This window comes from Microbacterium sp. bgisy203 (assembly GCF_057706945.1).
Map to the genome: position 1 here is coordinate 24,695 of NZ_JBYIPF010000007.1, position 16,088 is coordinate 40,782.

Annotated in this window: 12 protein-coding genes; 3 read left to right on the forward strand and 9 right to left on the reverse strand. The window is 72.5% G+C overall.

The annotated features are described in order from the left end of the window. Positions 1-65: 65 nt before the first annotated feature. Both AC3ENQ_RS11055 and AC3ENQ_RS11060 read left to right on the forward strand, forming a co-directional pair. Positions 66-473 carry a transferase gene (locus AC3ENQ_RS11055; RefSeq protein WP_431804555.1) on the forward strand — a complete coding sequence of 136 codons (408 nt, stop codon included), beginning with the start codon at positions 66-68 and terminating at the stop codon, positions 471-473. Positions 474-503: 30 nt separating this feature from the next. Then, positions 504-1,280 carry a LysR substrate-binding domain-containing protein gene (locus AC3ENQ_RS11060; RefSeq protein WP_431804557.1) on the forward strand — a complete coding sequence of 259 codons (777 nt, stop codon included), beginning with the start codon at positions 504-506 and terminating at the stop codon, positions 1,278-1,280. A gap of 242 nt (positions 1,281-1,522) precedes the next feature. On the opposite strand, the gene AC3ENQ_RS11065 is transcribed toward AC3ENQ_RS11060, so the two are convergent. The 4 genes from AC3ENQ_RS11065 to AC3ENQ_RS11080 form a co-directional block, all read right to left on the reverse strand. After that, complete coding sequence (locus AC3ENQ_RS11065) at positions 1,523-3,997, reverse strand: CHAT domain-containing protein (RefSeq protein ID WP_431804559.1); 2,475 nt, start codon at positions 3,995-3,997, stop codon at positions 1,523-1,525. Positions 3,998-4,087: 90 nt separating this feature from the next. Next, on the reverse strand, positions 4,088-5,764 hold the full coding sequence (locus AC3ENQ_RS11070) for a S8/S53 family peptidase (protein ID WP_431804561.1): 1,677 nt from the start codon (positions 5,762-5,764) through the stop codon (positions 4,088-4,090). Positions 5,765-5,818: 54 nt separating this feature from the next. Beyond that, positions 5,819-6,304, reverse strand: a complete 486-nt coding sequence (locus AC3ENQ_RS11075; protein WP_431804563.1) for a hypothetical protein — start codon at positions 6,302-6,304, stop codon at positions 5,819-5,821. Further along, the gene (locus AC3ENQ_RS11080) at positions 6,294-6,980 is read right to left on the reverse strand and encodes an RNA polymerase sigma factor (RefSeq protein WP_431804565.1); all 687 of its coding nucleotides are present in this window, start codon (positions 6,978-6,980) and stop codon (positions 6,294-6,296) included. Before AC3ENQ_RS11080 ends, AC3ENQ_RS11075 begins: the two co-directional genes overlap by 11 nt. Positions 6,981-7,074: 94 nt before the next feature. On the opposite strand from AC3ENQ_RS11080, the gene AC3ENQ_RS11085 reads away from it, so the two are divergent. After that, the gene (locus AC3ENQ_RS11085) at positions 7,075-7,803 is read left to right on the forward strand and encodes a glutamine amidotransferase-related protein (RefSeq protein ID WP_431804567.1); all 729 of its coding nucleotides are present in this window, start codon (positions 7,075-7,077) and stop codon (positions 7,801-7,803) included. A 20-nt stretch (positions 7,804-7,823) separates the two neighbouring features. Here AC3ENQ_RS11085 and treZ read toward each other — a convergent pair whose 3' ends face one another. The 5 genes from treZ to AC3ENQ_RS11110 form a co-directional block, all read right to left on the reverse strand. Beyond that, positions 7,824-9,671 (reverse strand): malto-oligosyltrehalose trehalohydrolase, encoded by a 1,848-nt coding sequence (gene treZ, locus AC3ENQ_RS11090; RefSeq protein WP_431804569.1) that lies wholly within the window; start codon positions 9,669-9,671, stop codon positions 7,824-7,826. Positions 9,672-10,089: 418 nt separating this feature from the next. Beyond that, positions 10,090-12,528: a malto-oligosyltrehalose synthase gene (gene treY / locus AC3ENQ_RS11095; protein ID WP_431804570.1), complete on the reverse strand. Its 2,439-nt coding sequence runs from the start codon at positions 12,526-12,528 to the stop codon at positions 10,090-10,092. 17 nt (positions 12,529-12,545) lie between these two features. Beyond that, entirely contained in the window at positions 12,546-14,756 is a 2,211-nt protein-coding gene (gene glgX, locus AC3ENQ_RS11100; protein WP_431804572.1) for a glycogen debranching protein GlgX, read from the reverse strand. 100 nt (positions 14,757-14,856) lie between these two features. Further along, on the reverse strand, positions 14,857-15,354 hold the full coding sequence (locus AC3ENQ_RS11105; RefSeq protein WP_488185856.1) for a glutaminase: 498 nt from the start codon (positions 15,352-15,354) through the stop codon (positions 14,857-14,859). 11 nt (positions 15,355-15,365) lie between these two features. Then, complete coding sequence (locus AC3ENQ_RS11110) at positions 15,366-16,058, reverse strand: SDR family oxidoreductase (protein WP_431804576.1); 693 nt, start codon at positions 16,056-16,058, stop codon at positions 15,366-15,368. Between the last annotated feature and the right edge of the window lie 30 nt (positions 16,059-16,088).

Below are 16,088 nucleotides of genomic sequence, written 5' to 3' on the forward strand. Positions count from 1 at the left end.
GCCGATCCGTGCGCGGGAATGAATCGCGCACGGATGCCGTTGCATCTGATCTCAGGAGGAACTCTGTGGGCAAGAACTACGTCGACATCGAAGACGATCAGGGCCGGACGCTCCGTTACCGCAAGCACGTGAACGGGCGAGGCCTCATCGCGAACGGTGCCAAGGTGCACGCCAGCGCGCTCGTCGAAGCGGGAGCGTACGTCGAACCGGGCGCCCAGATCGCCGCGGGCGCGCACATCGGGCGCGGCGCGTGGGTCGAACCCGACGCCGTCATCGGCCAGGGCGCCGAGATCGCGCCGCACGCCCACATCGGATCGGGCGCAGCGATCGGATCGCAGGCGAAGATCGGCGTCCGCACGGTCGTCGGCGCGCACGCGCGCATCGCGGGTGGTTCGCTCATCGGCGACGACGAGCAGATCGGCGAGGGCGAGCAGGTCGCCACCGACCGCCGCGGACTGCGCCTCGCCGCCTGACCGCCGCGACACCCCGGCTACGCTGGCAGCATGGCGGCAGGACGAGGCGGGCGCGGAGGCCAGGGCAAGCGCCCCGCCGGCAAGAGGCCCGCCACGGCCAAGAAGGCGCCCTCGACCAAGAAGACTTCCGCCACGAAGGACACGGCGAAGAAGCACACGGCGAAGAAGCCCGTTCCCGTCGCTTCACCCGCTCTGCCCCCCGGCCCCTTCCGCCTCGGCGCGATCGAGGGGGCCACGCCCGGCAAGTGGATCGACGTCTGGCGCGAGCGGATGCCGGGCATCCCGCTCGATCTGGTCGCGCTCGGCATCGCCGACCAGCGCGCCGCGCTCGGCGGCGACACCTCCCCGGCATCCGTCGACGCGGCGCTCGTGCGCCTGCCGATCGATCGTGAGGGGCTCCACGTCATCCCGCTGTATGACGAGCTGCCCGTCGTCGTGTGCGCCGCGGACGCGCACCTCACCGCGGCCGATGAGCTGACCGCCGACGACCTCGCGGGCGAGGTGCTGATCACCCCCGTCGCTCCCCCGCTCGAGGTCGAGATCCCCGGCGCCGACGCGCCCCGCTTCGCGCCGCCCGCCTCGGTCGAGGAGGCCATCGCGATCGCGGCCTCCGGTGTGGGCATCGTCGTCGTGCCGATGTCGCTCGCGCGCCTGCACCACCGGAAGGACGTCGACTACCGGCCCCTCGCGGACGGCCCGCACTCGACCGTGGCGCTCGCGTGGCCCGCGCGCGACGCGGAGACGCCCGCACTCGTCGACGCGTTCATCGGCATCGTGCGCGGGCGCACCGCGAACTCCTCGCGCTGAGCGTTGCACTCCTCACGCCGAGCGTTGCGGACAGACGCGGCGAAGGGGCCGGCGGGTTCCCCACCCACCGGCCCCCGGACGGGTCAAAATCCCCCCGAACCACCGTCCATGCGAGCGACCTGACGTCCACCCCAGATGGCCGTCGTCCCCACGTGCGAGCGCCTGTCGGCGGCCGCGCACCGGTCGTCTCACGGATCATGAGCGTCACCGCCGGCTCCTGATACATCGGCGCCGGAGGAATCTCAGAATCCGTTGCCGTGCGTGAGGAACGGCGTACGGATGCCGGTGCGCTCCGTCGCGCGCGCGAGCGCCTCCGCCGGAGCGAGCCCCGCGGCGAGGTCCGCGTGCACGGCGCCGAGCACCTCGCACGCATCGTCGTCGGCGACGACGACGGGAGCGGCGATCACGGCATCCGCGCCGCTGTGGAGCCACGCACGCGTCATTCCGACGGCCTCCTCACCCCACCGCACCGACGTGCGGCCAGCTTCGCAGGCCGAGAGCAGGACGGTGCGCGGAACGTGCGGCAACCGGTCGACGTCGTAGCCGAAGAGGGCACCGTCGGCCAACTGCAGACCCGAGAAGAGCGGATTGTCGAGGGCGTGCCGCCCGTGGGCGGCGATGTGGAGGACGTCGCCGCGCGAGGCGGCGGCCGACACGGCATCCACTGTCGCGTCCTCGCCGACGAGCACCGCAGCGCCGGGCCAGTGCGCGGCGCCCGTGCGGGCCTCCTCCTCGCCGCGCGCGACGCGCGGGCCGACGGCGAACACCGCGGAGCGCTCCGGTGCGGCCGCGGACGCGCGAGCGTGCACCCAGCGCGACGCCGACGCGGCGACGGTGAGGATGCGCCCGCGAAGCCCCGGAAGCATGCCCCACGGGAGCCCCGCGAGCACCCCGGGTGCGGTGAGCACGAGACGGCGGCCGGGGAGGTCCGCCACGACCCGATCGACGAGCCGGGCCGAGAGACGTTCGAGGTGCCCGTCGAGGGAGCGTGCGACGACGGACGTCATCGGACCCGAGCGCACCGCTGCCGCCATGTCGAGGTCGGAGCGGAGCGCGGGAAGGTCCTTGCGCGCCTCCGACCACCCCGGAAGAGCGATCACCCGTGCGCCGTCGCGGGCCACGACGACGCACGCGAGCCCCTCGCCGCTGAATACGTACGAGGCGATCGCGGTCTCGCCGTCGAGAGCCGCCGCCGCTTCGGCGAGGTCGACGCGGCGCTCGAGGTCGCCCGCACCCGTCGTCGTCCACTGCCGCCGCCGCAGGCTCTCGCCGAGTTCGATGGCGCGGGGGTCGCTCATCCACTCGCCGCCCGCGGCGTCGGCACGGAGCATCCGCAACTCGCTCAGCTCGGCGGCCTGCTCGGGATCTGGCGGCGGGCGCAGCGGGACGACCTGGAGGCTCAGATGACGCGCCCGCTCCGACCAGTCGAACACCGTTGCGGGGTCGGCGGAGCGGAGGGCGGCGGCGAGACCCGCGACCATGAGCGTCGTGCCGTGCATCGCGAACGACGTCTGCAGGTCGAGGCTGCCGAACGACGCACGCCATCCGGTGAGCTCGTCGAGGCCGACCGCGGCGAGCCGTCGGGCCTTCGCGTCGTCGCCTGCGCGGGCGGCGCGTTCTGTGCGCACCTCGTGCGCGAGCATGCGCACCTCGAGCGGAGCGCGCGCGTCGACGCCCGGCATCCGGCCCGCCGGCGCGCCGCGCCGGGCGCGGGAGAGCTCGCGGCTGAGGCGCAGGGCCGCCGCCTCGGCGGCGAGGCCCTCGCGCGCGAGCCGCGTCGCGACGGCGTCGACCTCCGCATCGTCGACCTGCGCCGCCGCCACGACACGCCCCGCACGGTCGATCGCGCCGCCGGACAGCAGGGCGCGCAGGCGCACCCCCCGTGCCCGGTCGGCCCACGATCTCGCCCCGAGCGCGTCGAAGTGCCGAGCAGCGGATGCCGCGACGCGGGCGGCCTCGCGCGGATCGTGACGCAGGAGCGACCGGGCGAGATGGAGCTCGGCTTCGGCGCGGGCCTGCGGCATCCCGTTCGCGCGGAACGCCTGCGCGGCGGCACGCAGCAGGCGCTCCGCCTCGGTGACGAGCCCCGCGTCGCGCAGCGCCTCGGCCATGTCGACGTCGGCGATCGCCGCGTTCGCGGCGGAGGCCTCGGCGACGATCGGGCGCGCCGCGCCCATCTCGCGGATCGCCCGTACGAGGTCACCGGCGAGAAGGGCGGTGTAGCCGAGGTTGTGCCGCGTCTCGGCGAGGCCCATCTCGTCGCCCGCCGTCTCGTACGCCGCGACCGCCGCCTCGAGATCCGCGGTCGCGGCGTCGATGTCCCGGCGCTGCATCGAGACGAGGCTGCGGTTGAGGCGCAGGTTGGCGACGGCGAGCGGGTCGTCCGGGATCGACGCGATGGCCGCTGCGAGAAGGTCGGATGCCTCGTCGAGGCGGCCCCGGTGCATGAGGATCGTTCCGAGCTGCCCCTCCACGACGCCGCGCGTATGCGCCGTGAGGCGCGGGTCCGACAGAGCGTCACGGCACAGCTGTTCCCCCTCGTCGGGGCGACCGAGCTGATCGAGGACGTACGCGCGGGTACCGGCGATGCGGGCGCACAGATCCGGGTCCGTTGCGGCGAGCGCGGCATCGGTCAGCGCGGCATCCGCCTCGCGATAGCGCCGGTCACCGGTCAAGGCGCGGCCCTGCGCATAGAGTTCGGCGGGGTCGGCGTGCACACCCCCAGCATGCCGTGTCCCGCGCGTGTGCGCGCGATTCGCACGCATTCGAGACCAGAACAGAGGGGGGATGCCGCGTTCGGCGGCAGGTCACGCGAGCGCGCCGAGCACCCTCTCGACCGAATCCCGCGCGGCGCCCACGGCAGGCTCCGCCTTCTCCGCGGCGGGCGGCATTCCGAGCGCGGCGGCGACGAGTCCCGCGACGAGCGGAGCCGCGAACGAGGTACCGCTCCATACGGCGAAGCCGCCGCGATAGTCCTCGGGCCCGATCGTCAGGCGGCGCCGACGGTATTGGTCGTCGCGGGCGGAAGCCTGCAGCCCGCCCGTGAAATCGGGAAGCGTGCTCACGACGGCGGCGCCGACCGCGTAGGTCTTCACCCACGGCCCGACGTTCGAGAAGAGCGCCGTCGTGCGCCGGTCGGGGTTGAGCGCCCCGACCGAGATGTGCGGGGCGAGGTCGTCGGGCGCGATCCCGTTGTCCGAGCCCGGCCACGGCCAGAGCGACGCGGGGAAGGTCGGGCGGTCGGTCGCATCGTTCCCCGACGAGACGACGACCGTCGTCCCGAGTCCGCGCAAGACCGAGAGCAGATCGAACAGGTCGCGGGTGTAGAGCCCGTCCTCCGGCGTCTCGTGGTAGTACCCGAGCGACAGATTCAGCACGTCGATCGGCCGCCCGTCCGCGCGCCCGTCTCGGTGGCGCTGCACGAGGATGCCGAGGTCTTCGATCACGCGCAGGAGGTTCGACTCCTCGACGATCCCGAGCGCGTCGGCGACGCGGATCGCGAGCAGCTCGGCATCCGGCGCCTTCTGCCGGATGATCCCGGCGATGAACGTGCCGTGCCCGGCGACCGGGTCGAGCTCGCCGTCGAGCGGGCCGTACAGGTCGGGATAGACCTCGGGGTTCCTCTCGTCGTGCAGGCCTACCGGCACGCCGTCGAGGCGGACGTCACGGTCGACGAGCGTGTCGGGCAGCCAGCCGTGGGCGCCGATGCCGGTGTCGAGGACGGCCACCACGGGGCGCCGTCGACCGTCGGGCACGTCGGTGCGGCCCGGCTCGGGCCCGACCCACGCGACGGGCTGGCGCCCGCCGCTGCCGCAGTCCCCGTACTCGTCGACGGGGTTCGACCTCGAGAACGGGTTCGATCTCGAGAACGGATTCGACCTCGAGAAGGGATTGGTCCGCGTGAACGGGTTGGACCGAGAGAACGGGTTGAGGCCGACCGGGTCGATCGTGAGGATGTGGTCGAGTCCGATGCGGTCGAGCCTCGCTCGGCGCAGCGACTGCCCGGCATCCGCCTCGCCGTTGCGTCTGCGCACGACGTCACCGGCCAGCGCGCGCCGGCGCACCTCCTGCAGCACGCGCCACGCGTCGGGGAGCGCCGGCGAGACGCCGTCCGCCCGCTCCGGCGTGGTGAGGCGCACACGCGTGACGACGGGCGCTCCGCGCAGTCGCGCCTCGATGCGCTCGCCCTCCTGCATCGCGGACCCGTCGAGCCGTTCGCGCTCGACACCCCACCCGAAGACCGCCGCCGCCTCGCGGACGATGTCGACGCTCCGTTCGGCGCGCCCCGGGTCGCCGCCGTCCGAGACGAGGAGCCGATCGGGCACGTACGCCGTCGGGAAGGCCTCGATGCCGTCGAGAGGCTCGGTCCCCGGGTCGAGCACCGTCGCTCTGATGACCGAGCCCCGCGCGCGGTCGCGCCACGACCAGCCCTTCGGCTGCCCGGTGGGCGAAGTGTCGTCGGTGTCGCCGTCGTCGGTGGGCATGCTCTCTCCTCAGGTCACGCGGGGCTGGCAGGGTCGCGGCGGGATGCCGGGACGTCAGATCTCGAAGCGGGGCGTCAGCAGCTCGAGGCCCGCGTCGGGCGAGGGTGCTGCGGTGAGCAGGATGCGCAGTCGCGAGACCCCGCCCTCGACGTCGTCGAACGCGAAGCGCCCGCCGTCGGAGGTCGTGCGGGTCTCGGCATCCTGTTGGATGAGGTGCACTTCGGCGACCTCGCCATCCGCCCACCCGTCGAGGCGGTGCGCGCCGCCCTCGCGCGGGGTGACGTGAACGAGCACGTTGGTGTGGCCGTCGCTGAACTGCAGCGTGAGCATGTCGGCGTCGCCGCGCACGGCGGCGGTCGAGTCGGCCTCGACGAGGGTCAGCAGCGCATACTCGCGCCCGAGGTCGGCCGACGCGACGGCGGCGACCATGTCGTCGACGAGGCCGACGGGCGCAGGATCGACGCCCTCCCAGGTGCGCCGGAGCGCCGCGAACAGCGCTGCGTCGTCGGCGAGGTCGAGGTCGGTGGGTTCAGGAGTCACGGGGGGCCTCATCTCTGGAATCCGCATGGGGATCTCCGCCCATTCCCTCGTGGGCGAGGGCGGTGCGGAGCTTTCCGAGGCAGCGGCCTCGGGTGGGACCGATCGAGCCGATCGGCATGCCGAGGTCGCCGGCGATCCGTGCGTAGTCGGGCCGCTCCTCGAATGCGACGATGCGCAGCAGACGCCGGCATCGCTCGTCGAGGGCGCCCACGGCATGCCAGAGTCGGCGGTCTCGGTCGCTCGTGAGGGCGCGCTCCTCGGCCGACTCGTCGTCGGGCAGGAGCGGCTCGAGGAGGATGTCTTCGGTCGGCCGGTCGCGCTGCTGCGCGCGACCGACGCGCCACGCCTCGCGGCGCGCACAGGTCGTCAGCCACCCCGCGACGGCGCGATCGTCATGGATGGATTCGTGCCGCCGTACCAGCGTGAACCAGGTGGCCTGCACGACGTCCTCGGCGAGCATCCGATCCACGCCGTACGCGCGTACGACCTGCCACAGCACGGGCGTCATGGTGCGGACGAGGTCGTCCATCGCGCGCGTCTCGCCCGCCCGCCACCGCGCGAACGCGTCGGAGGCGCGGGCCCAGATCCCCTCGCCGTGGTCCGAGTGCGCGGGCAGCGCACCGCCGCCGTCGCCCTCGGGGCTCTCCAGTGGCGGCGGCGACACGGCTTCGCTCATAGCGCCCATTGTGGCCATACATGCAGGAGGAGGCCAGGTGTCGCCCTGATACATCCGCCGATGGTTTTCATCGAGACCGTTCTAGACTCGCCGCATGGCCTCGCTCGTCTACCTCTGCGCCCGCCCGCAGGAGGGCGCAGCCGCCGCCGAGTACGAGTCGTTCCGCACCGCGATGCGACGGGGCGAAGACGAGCTGGAGCGCTGGGACCTCGTTCGCGAACCGTTACCGGTCGACGCGGCGGCACGCTGGCACGGAGCCGTCGTCGGCGGCAGCCCGTTCAACGTCACCGACCCCGAGTCGACCAAGACCGACGCGCAGCGGAGGCTCGAGGCATCCCTCGCCCACCTCGCCGAAGAGGCCGCGGCGGGATCGATCGCGGCCCTTTTCACCTGCTACGGCATCGGCGTCGCGACGCGCACCCTCGGCGGCGAGGTGACCCGCGCCTACCCCGAAGACACCGGGCCGACGAGCGTCACGCTCACTCCGGAGGGCCGCCACGACGCGCTCTTCGGCGGCCTCGCCGAGACATTCACGGCGCTCACCGCGCACAAGGAGGGCACCGCGCGGATGCCGGAGGACGCCGTCCTCCTCGCGCAGAACGAGGGATGCCCCGTGCAGGCATACCGGGTCGGCGATCACCTCTGGGCGACGCAGTTCCACCCCGAGCCGACCGGGCGGGCTTTCACCGAGCGGATGGCCGTGTACCGCGACGACGGCTACTTCGCCGCCGGCGACTACGACGTGATCTCGGCGCGGGTGCTCGCGGCATCCCTCAGCGAACCCCCGCGGATCCTCCGCGCCTTCGCCGACACCTTCGCCTGACCGCGCGGACGCGGGTGGCGTCAGCTCTCGACGGCGACGTACTCGGCGTGGTTGCGTGCCATCGGCAGCGGCGCGCTCCCCTGGGGCCCGAGGACGACGATCGAGTCGGGCGACAGGGTCAACGACCGCGCACCCGCGTCTCCCGGACCCCATGCCGTCGTCGTCCCCACCCACACCTCGCGCCCGTCGAGATCGATCCGCCAGGGCTCGGCGGAGAGGTTGAGGTAGATCGTCGCGCCGGCCCGGTGGAGGATCCAGCGCCCCTCGCCGACGCTCTCGCCGCCATGCCCCGATCGGTCCGGGTCGGTCAGCTCCGGGTGCTGGCGCCGCATCCGCGCGAGCAGCCGATACCCCTCGAGCAGGCGCTTGTGCTCGCCGTGCGTGGGCTCGTTCCAGTCGAGCTTCGACCGCTCGAAGGTCTCGGGGTCGTTCGGGTCGGGTACGAGCGACTCGTCCCAGCCCATCTTCGCGAACTCCTCGCGACGCCCCTTAGCGGTGGCCGCCGCGAGCTCGGGCTCGGGGTGCGACGTGAAGAACTGCCAGGGTGTGGATGCCCCCCACTCCTCCCCCATGAAGATCATCGGCGTGCCGGGCGCCATCATCGTGAGGACAGCCTCGATCTGCAGCCGCGCGAAGGACAGGTTCTGGCTCAGGCGGTCACCGGCCGCACGATTGCCGATCTGGTCGTGATCCTGCGCGAACTCGACGAACCGGTGCGAGGGGATGCCTTCCGGGACGGGCTTTCCCCAGGTCATCTCGCGGAACGATGAGTAGGTGCCGTCGTGGTAGAAGCCGCCCGCCCAGGTCTTCGGCAGGGCCTTCGGGTCGGCGAAATCGGCGTAGTACCCCGCCGTCTCACCCGACAGGGCGACATGGACGGCGTGGTGCCAGTCGTCGACCCACTGCGCCGTGAGACCGTAGCCGCCCTCGTCGCGCGGCAGGATCATGACCGGGTCGTTCAGATCGCTCTCGGCGATGAGGATGAGGGGGCGGCTGACCTGGGCGGAGAGCGCGTCGGTGCGTTCGGCGATCTCCTGGAGGATGTGCGTCGGGAACGCCCCCGATTCGTGGAGCGCGTGCACGGCATCCAGCCTCAGCCCGTCCACGTGGTAGTCGCGCAGCCACATCACGGCGTTGTCGATGATGTAGTCGCGGACGGCGCGCTCGTCGAGGTTGACGCTCGCACCCCACGTCGTGTTCTGCCCGTCGCGCAGGTAGGGACCGTACTCGGGCAGGTAGTTGCCGCTCGGTCCGAGGTGGTTGTAGACGACGTCCTGGATGACGGCGAGACCCGCGTCGTGGGCCGCGTCGACGAACCGGCGGTAGGCGCCCGGCCCGCCGTAGTCCTCTTGGACGGTGTACCAGAGCACGCCGTCGTAGCCCCAGTTGTGGGTCCCGTTGAAGCCGTTCACCGGCAGGAGCTCGACGTGCGTGGCGCCGAGGTCGACGAGGTAGGGGAGCTTCGCGATCGCGGCGTCGAGCGTCCCTTCCGGCGTGAAGGTGCCGATGTGGAGCTCGTAGATGAGCGTCGCGCCCGAGAGATCGCGCCCTCTCCAGTCCTGGTCGGTCCAGGGAAAGGATGCCCCGTCGTCCCACGCCGACAGGTCGTGCACGCCGCGGGGCTGTCGCCGCGAGCGGGGGTCGGGGCGGGCACTCTCGGCATCCCCCAGCACGAAGCCGTACTCGTCACCGTTCGCCAGGGCGACGTCGGCGCGCCACCAGCCGGCCTCCGCCGCCTCGACCATCGCGAGCTCGAGGTCGTCATGCCCGGGTCGGCGCAGGCGCACGCGATCAGCGCGCGGAGCCCACACGTCGATGGTCGCGGCGGCCTCGGATGCACCCGAGCTCGGGGTCGCGTCTGTCGTCATGGCCCCATGATGCCCGCTCGCGCCGAGGCGGCGCACCCCCTTGCGGCCGGGCCTCGTAGGTACTCGGCGGCCGGCGCGGGCTGTACCGGCCTGCGGGCGCAGGCGGCGGCGTCCCATCCGTCGGATCGGTGGGGTAGGTGATGACTCCGGCGCCACAGGGGGTGACACACGCACCACCGATCCGACGAACGGTCACGCATCCCGCGCTCACCGCCGGCACGCGTCGGCACGGTGCGAGCGCGCAGGGGGTGCGGTCCCGGCGAGATCGTCGGCGCGAATCGTCGTCACCCGCGAGATCGTCGGCGCGAATCGTCGTCACCCGCGGCGGACACAGCGATCTGCGCCGACATCTCCGTAGCGGGCACGGCCGGCAGGCTCGCGCCCGATGTCCTGGCTGGATGCCGAGAAGGCCAAGGCGTCAGGGCGCCGAGCGGACCAGGAGCGCGACCGGGTAGTCGGCGAGCACCTCGGCGAGGCGCGCGGCGCCGCCGGCGACCTCGCGCCCGGTGAGTTCGTCGCGCCACGTCCCCGCGGGGAGCATCACGACGGTGTCGCCCCAGTTTCCGCGCCCCACGAGCCCGAGCGGCAGGCGCGTCGCGATCGCGACCGCGCCTCCGCGGTCGAACGCGATCGCGTGCTCGGACGCCGAGCCTGCCGTCTCGAGCGGCGTGTACCGGGTGAAGAGATCCGGCCGGTCGCGGCGCAGCCGCAAGGCACGTGAGACGAGCAGGAGCTTCGCCGCGCCCGAGGCGTCGACGGGCGGCTGCCATCCGTCGTCGATGCGCGCCAGGAGCGTGCGTCGTGCGGCGTAGTCGACGGGTCGCCGGTTGTCGGGGTCGACGAGGGAGAGGTCCCAGAGCTCCGTGCCCTGGTAGACGTCGGGGACGCCCGGGCCGGTGATCTGGAGGAGCTTCGCAGCGAGACCGTTCGACCATCCGGCATCCGCGATCTCTCGGACGATGTCATCGACGATCCCGCGGGCGGCGCCGAACGCCGACGACACGAGCGCGTGCACGCGGCCCTCGAACGCTTCGTCGGGGTCCTCCCACGTGGTTCCGACGCCGCCCTCGCGCGCCGCCTTTTCGGCGTAGCCCTGCAGGCGCTCCTCGAGACCGGCGTCGTCCGGCGCCCATGCGCCGATGATCGCCTGCCAGAGCAGATTGTCGAGCGGTCCGTCTCCGGTCGAGGCGATCTCGCGCAGCTGGGCGAGCACCGCCGTCCAGCGTGCGGGCATCTCGGCGAGCACCGCCAGGCGCGCCCGCGTGTCTTCGGAGCGCTTCGTGTCGTGCGTCGTGAGCGCCGTGAGGGCGTGGGGCCAGGATGCCGCGCGGCGCGCGAGCGCGTCGTGCAGGCCCGCCACCGACAGCGCGAACTGGCCCGGATCGGCGCCGACCTCGTTGAGGGATGTGAGCCGGCTGTACCGGTAGAACGCGCGGTCCTCGACGCCCTTGGCCATGACGGGGCCGGTCGTCTGCATGAAGCGGCGGGTGAACTCGCCCGATCCGTCGGAGCCGGAACCCTCGAGGAGCAGCGGGGTGAGCACGGCGATCGCGTCGGCGAGGTCGGGGCGGCGTGCGCGGGCGGCCTGGGCGGCGGCGGTGACGTGCTCCGCCCCGGCGGGCAGATACGCGCGGTACACCGCGAAGGCGGCGAGCAGTTCCGCGATCGCGTCGCGGGCGGCATCCGCCGTGAGCGCCCCCTGGGCCGACGCCGGGAGGTTCCGGACGATGCGGCCGACCTCCGCGGCCTGCGACGTGTCGGCGATGTCACGCTTCGTGCCGGCGGTCATCGCGTGCCAGTCCGCGCGTTCGCCTCGGAGCTCCGTGTCGAGGTCGGTGAGCCCAGGCTCGCCGGCCGGGTCGACGAGCACGCGATCGATGCCGCCGAGGGCGTCGTACCCGGTCGTCCCCTCGGTCGCCCACCAGCCGGGGAGCTGTTCGCCCGGCTCGAGGATCTTCTCGACGACGACGTAGGGGCGCGCGGCCCCCGCCGCGCCCGCAGCTCCGGAGGCCTGCGCCGCGACGAGCGCGTCTCCCAGCCGGTCGAGGTACCCTCCCGGGTCGGCGAGGCCGTCGGGGTGGTCGATGCGCAGACCGTCGACGAGGCCCTCCCGGAACCAGCGGATGACCTCGACGTGCGACGCGTCGAAGACGTCGGGGAGCTCGACGCGCACACCCGCGAGCGAGGTGACGGTGAAGAAGCGCCGGTAGTTGAGCAGCTCCGGTGAGCGCCGCCAGAACCCGAGCTCCCAGTGCTGACGGGCGAGGACGTCGCGGACGGCCGCGGCATCCGTCGTCTCGTGCAGCGGCGCGGTGCCGGGCGCGAGCGGGAGCGTCAGGTCGTAATACCGGGCGGTGCCGAACTCGTCGCCGCCGCCTTCGTTCGAGCGGGCCGGCGGGGCGACGCTGATCTCGCCCGCGGCGATCACGTCGTCGGGTTCGCCCCCGAGAATGGGCAGCCGCACACGCCCGCCCCCGTAGGCCCAGTCGATGTCGAAGGATGCCGCGTGCACCGACGCCTCGCCGCGGGCGAGCACGTCCCACCACCACGGATTCTGCTCGGGCGCGACGACGCCCTGGTGGTTCGGCACGATGTCGACGAGGATGCCGAGACCCGCGTCCCGCGCCGCAGCCGAGAATCGCGCGAGGCCCGCGGCCCCGCCGCGCGCCTCGTCGACCTTCGTCGGGTCGACGACGCCGTAGCCGTGCGCGGATCCCTCGGACGCCTGCAGGATCGGGGCGAGGTACGCCCAGTCGACGCCGAGGTCGCGGAGGTAGTCGGTGACGGATGCCGCGGCATCCAGATCGAACTCCGCCCGCACCTGCAGGCGGTACGTCGAGACCGGCTTGTCGCCCATCGCCGCGCTCCCCGGCCTCAGTGCGGCAGCTCGGGCTGCGGGGCAGGGGAGCGCACCATGTCGATCGGTGCCGTATGCGCGGCGAGCGACGCGGCGACCGAGTGGTCGGTGCCGACGGTCTCCTCCTCGAACGCGCGGAGCACGACGACCGACTTTCCTGCGACGTCGAGGACCGCGCCGCCGTCGTGGAGGCCCGAATCGGTGAGCTCTCCGGTCGTGTCGACGACGATCTCCCACCGCGGGCTGTACTCGGCCTTCGGCATGGTGAAGGACACGACGTCGTCGCCGGCGTTGTACAACACGAAGAAGTGGCGGTCATGGATGTCGGCGCCGCGACGATCGCGCTCGCGGATGCCGTCGCCGTTCAGGAAGACACCGATCGCACGCCCGAAGCCCGAGTCCCAGTCGCCGGGCTGCATCTCGGTGCCGTCGGGGCGCAGCCACGCGATGTCGGGGATCGGCGCGCCCTCCTCACGAGCGACGGGCCGGCCGTCGAAGAAGCGCGAGCGGCGGAAGGTCGGATGCTCGCGGCGCAGGCGGGTGAGGGCCCCGGTGAACTCGATGAGCGGCTGGTCGGCGTGCTCCCAGTCGATCCAGGTCACCTCGTTGTCCTGCGCGTACCCGTTGTTGTTGCCGCCCTGCGTGCGCCCCAGCTCGTCGCCGTGGGCGATCATCGGCACGCCCTGGCTGAGCATGAGGGTCGCGAGGAAGTTGCGCTGCTGGCGCGCGCGCAGCCGCAGCACGTCGGGGTCGTCGGTGGGGCCTTCGACTCCGCAGTTCCACGAGCGGTTGTGTGATTCGCCGTCGTTGTTGCCCTCTCCGTTGGCCTCATTGTGCTTCTCGTTGTACGAGACGAGGTCGCGGAGGGTGAAGCCGTCGTGCGCCGTGACGAAGTTGATCGAGGCGACGGGTCGACGTCCGTCGTGTTCGTAGAGGTCGGCCGAACCGGTCAGTCTCGAGGCGAACTCGCCCAGAGTCGAGGGTTCGCCGCGCCAGAAGTCGCGCACGGTGTCGCGGTATTTCCCGTTCCACTCCGTCCACTGCGGGGGGAAGTTGCCGACCTGGTACCCGCCGGGCCCGAGGTCCCACGGCTCGGCGATGAGCTTGACCTGCGAGATCACCGGATCCTGCTGCACGAGCTCGAAGAAGGACGACAGTCGGTCGACTTCGTAGAACTCTCGGGCGAGGGTCGCGGCGAGGTCGAAGCGGAAGCCGTCGACGTGCATCTCGAGCACCCAGTAGCGCAGCGAGTCCATGATGAGCTGCAGCGTATGCGGGTGCCCCATGTTCATGCTGTTGCCGGTGCCGGTGTAGTCGGTGTAGTACCGCTTGTCGTCCTGTTGCAGCTTGTAGTACGCCTCGTTGTCGATGCCGCGCATCGACAACGTCGGACCCAGGTGGTTGCCTTCGGCGGTGTGGTTGTAGACCACGTCGAGGATGACCTCGATGCCCGCCGAGTGCAGGGCGCGCACCATCGACTTGAACTCCTGCACCTGCTGCCCGCCGTCGCCCGCGGACGCGTACGTGTTCTGCGGCGCGAAGAACGCGATCGTGTTGTACCCCCAGTAGTTCGACAGCCCCTTCTCCTGCAGGGTCGAATCGTTGACGAACTGGTGCACGGGCATGAGCTCGACGGCGGTGACGCCGATGCGCTTGAGGTGATCGATGATCGCCGGGTGCGCGATGGCGCTGTAGGTGCCGCGGAGCTCTTCGGGGATGTCGGGATGCCGTTCCGTGAGCCCCTTCACATGGGCCTCGTAGATGACCGAGTCGGCGTACGGCGTCTTCGGCAGCCGGTCGCCCGCCCAGTCGAAGTACGGGTTGATGACGACGCCCTTCATCGCGTACGCGGCGGAGTCGTCGTCGTTGCGCGAGTCGGGCTCGCCGAAGGTGTACCCGAACACGGCCTGGTCCCATTCGACCTGGCCGTCGACGGCCTTCGCGTAGGGGTCGAGGAGGAGCTTGTTGGGGTTGAATCGCAGCCCGTTCTCGGGGTCGTTCGGGCCGTACACGCGGTAGCCGTAGCGCTGCCCCGGCTGCACGGTCGGCAGGTAGGTGTGCCACACGAAGGCATCCACGTCGACGAGTTCGATGCGTGTCTCGGTGCCGTCCTCGTCGAAGAGGCACAGTTCGACTTTCTCCGCGGCGTCGCTGAAGAGCGCGAAGTTCGTGCCACCTCCGTCGAAGGTCGCCCCCAGCGGATACGCGGATCCGGGCCAAGCCTGCATGTTTCCTCCCGTGGTCGTGGCCTCAGCCTAGGCTCTGGACGTTACCGGCGGGTGTCCGCGTGCTGGGGCTGGACGGCGGGGTCCGGGCTTGGTATGCGCGTCAGCGCAGGGCGAGCTGGTCGTCGAGGTAGGCGCTGAGGGGGCGGGTCTGCCCCGTCGCGCTCCAGCGGATGTGCGGCACGTCGAGGACGAGGGAGAGGGGCCCGGATGCCTCGCCGCGCGCGAGGGCGTCGAGGTCGATCGGCGCGGCGCCGAGGTGCAGCACCTCCCCCTCGGCGAAACCACCTCGAGCGGCCGCGGCGGCCCGCTCGGACCTCTCGCGCTGCGCCTGGGCGGTGTACCCACGGGGGGCCTCGGTGCGGGCGCGGAGGACCTCGCCGGTCGCCCAGACCTCGGCATCCCCGATCAGGAGCACGCCGACGTGCCACGCCTCGCCGACCGGCACGATCCGCGGCGCACGCCCGAACCCGAGGAGGCGTCGCGACGCCGCCCAGTCGCCGAGACGCTCGCGCGGAGAGCCCGCAAGGCGCGTCCGCGCGGCATCGAGGATCGCGCCGACGTCGGTCATCGCGGGTCCGCTCATGTCGGGTCCGGCCATCGCGGGTCCGGTCACCGTGGCCCGGGGCGCACGGTGACGTCGCTGATCACCGCGTCGCGCGGCAGGTCGAGCGCCGTAAGGATCGCGGCGACGACGGATGCCGGGTCGATCCAGCGTGACGGGTCGTAGTCGGCGCCCTCCTGCGCGTGGACCTCGGCCTGCATGGGAGTCGCGGTGCGGCCCGGGTAGACGGACGTGACCCGCACCCCATGCTCCGCCTCCTCGCCGCGGAGGGCGTCGGCGAGCGCCTTGAGTCCGTGCTTGGATGCCGCGTATGCCGCCCACTCGGGGTGCGCGGTCAGCCCCGCACCCGAGTTCACGAAGAGCACCTGGCCGCGCGCCGCGCGGACGCGGGGAAGGAGCGCGCGGGTGAGCTCCGCCGGGGCGACGAGGTTGACGGCGAGCTGCGAGGTCCACGCGTCGAGCGGGAGGGCGGCGACCGCGCCGAGCGCCACGATGCCGGCGGCGTGGATGACCGAGTCCACGGCATCCGGAAGATCTGCGGCGGCGACGGCACGGGCGATCGTCTCGGGGCGGGCGAGATCGGCGACGATCGTCGCGCTCCCCGGGAAGGCGGCGGCGAGGTCTTCTGCCCGCGCGGCGTCGCGGGCGACGAGGACCAGCCGGTCGCCGCGCTCGTGCAGGCGCTCGGCGATGAGGCGGCCGATACCCGACCCGGATCCGGTGATGACCTGGTGCGGCATGGCATCCATCCTCGCACCGGTGCGGGACGG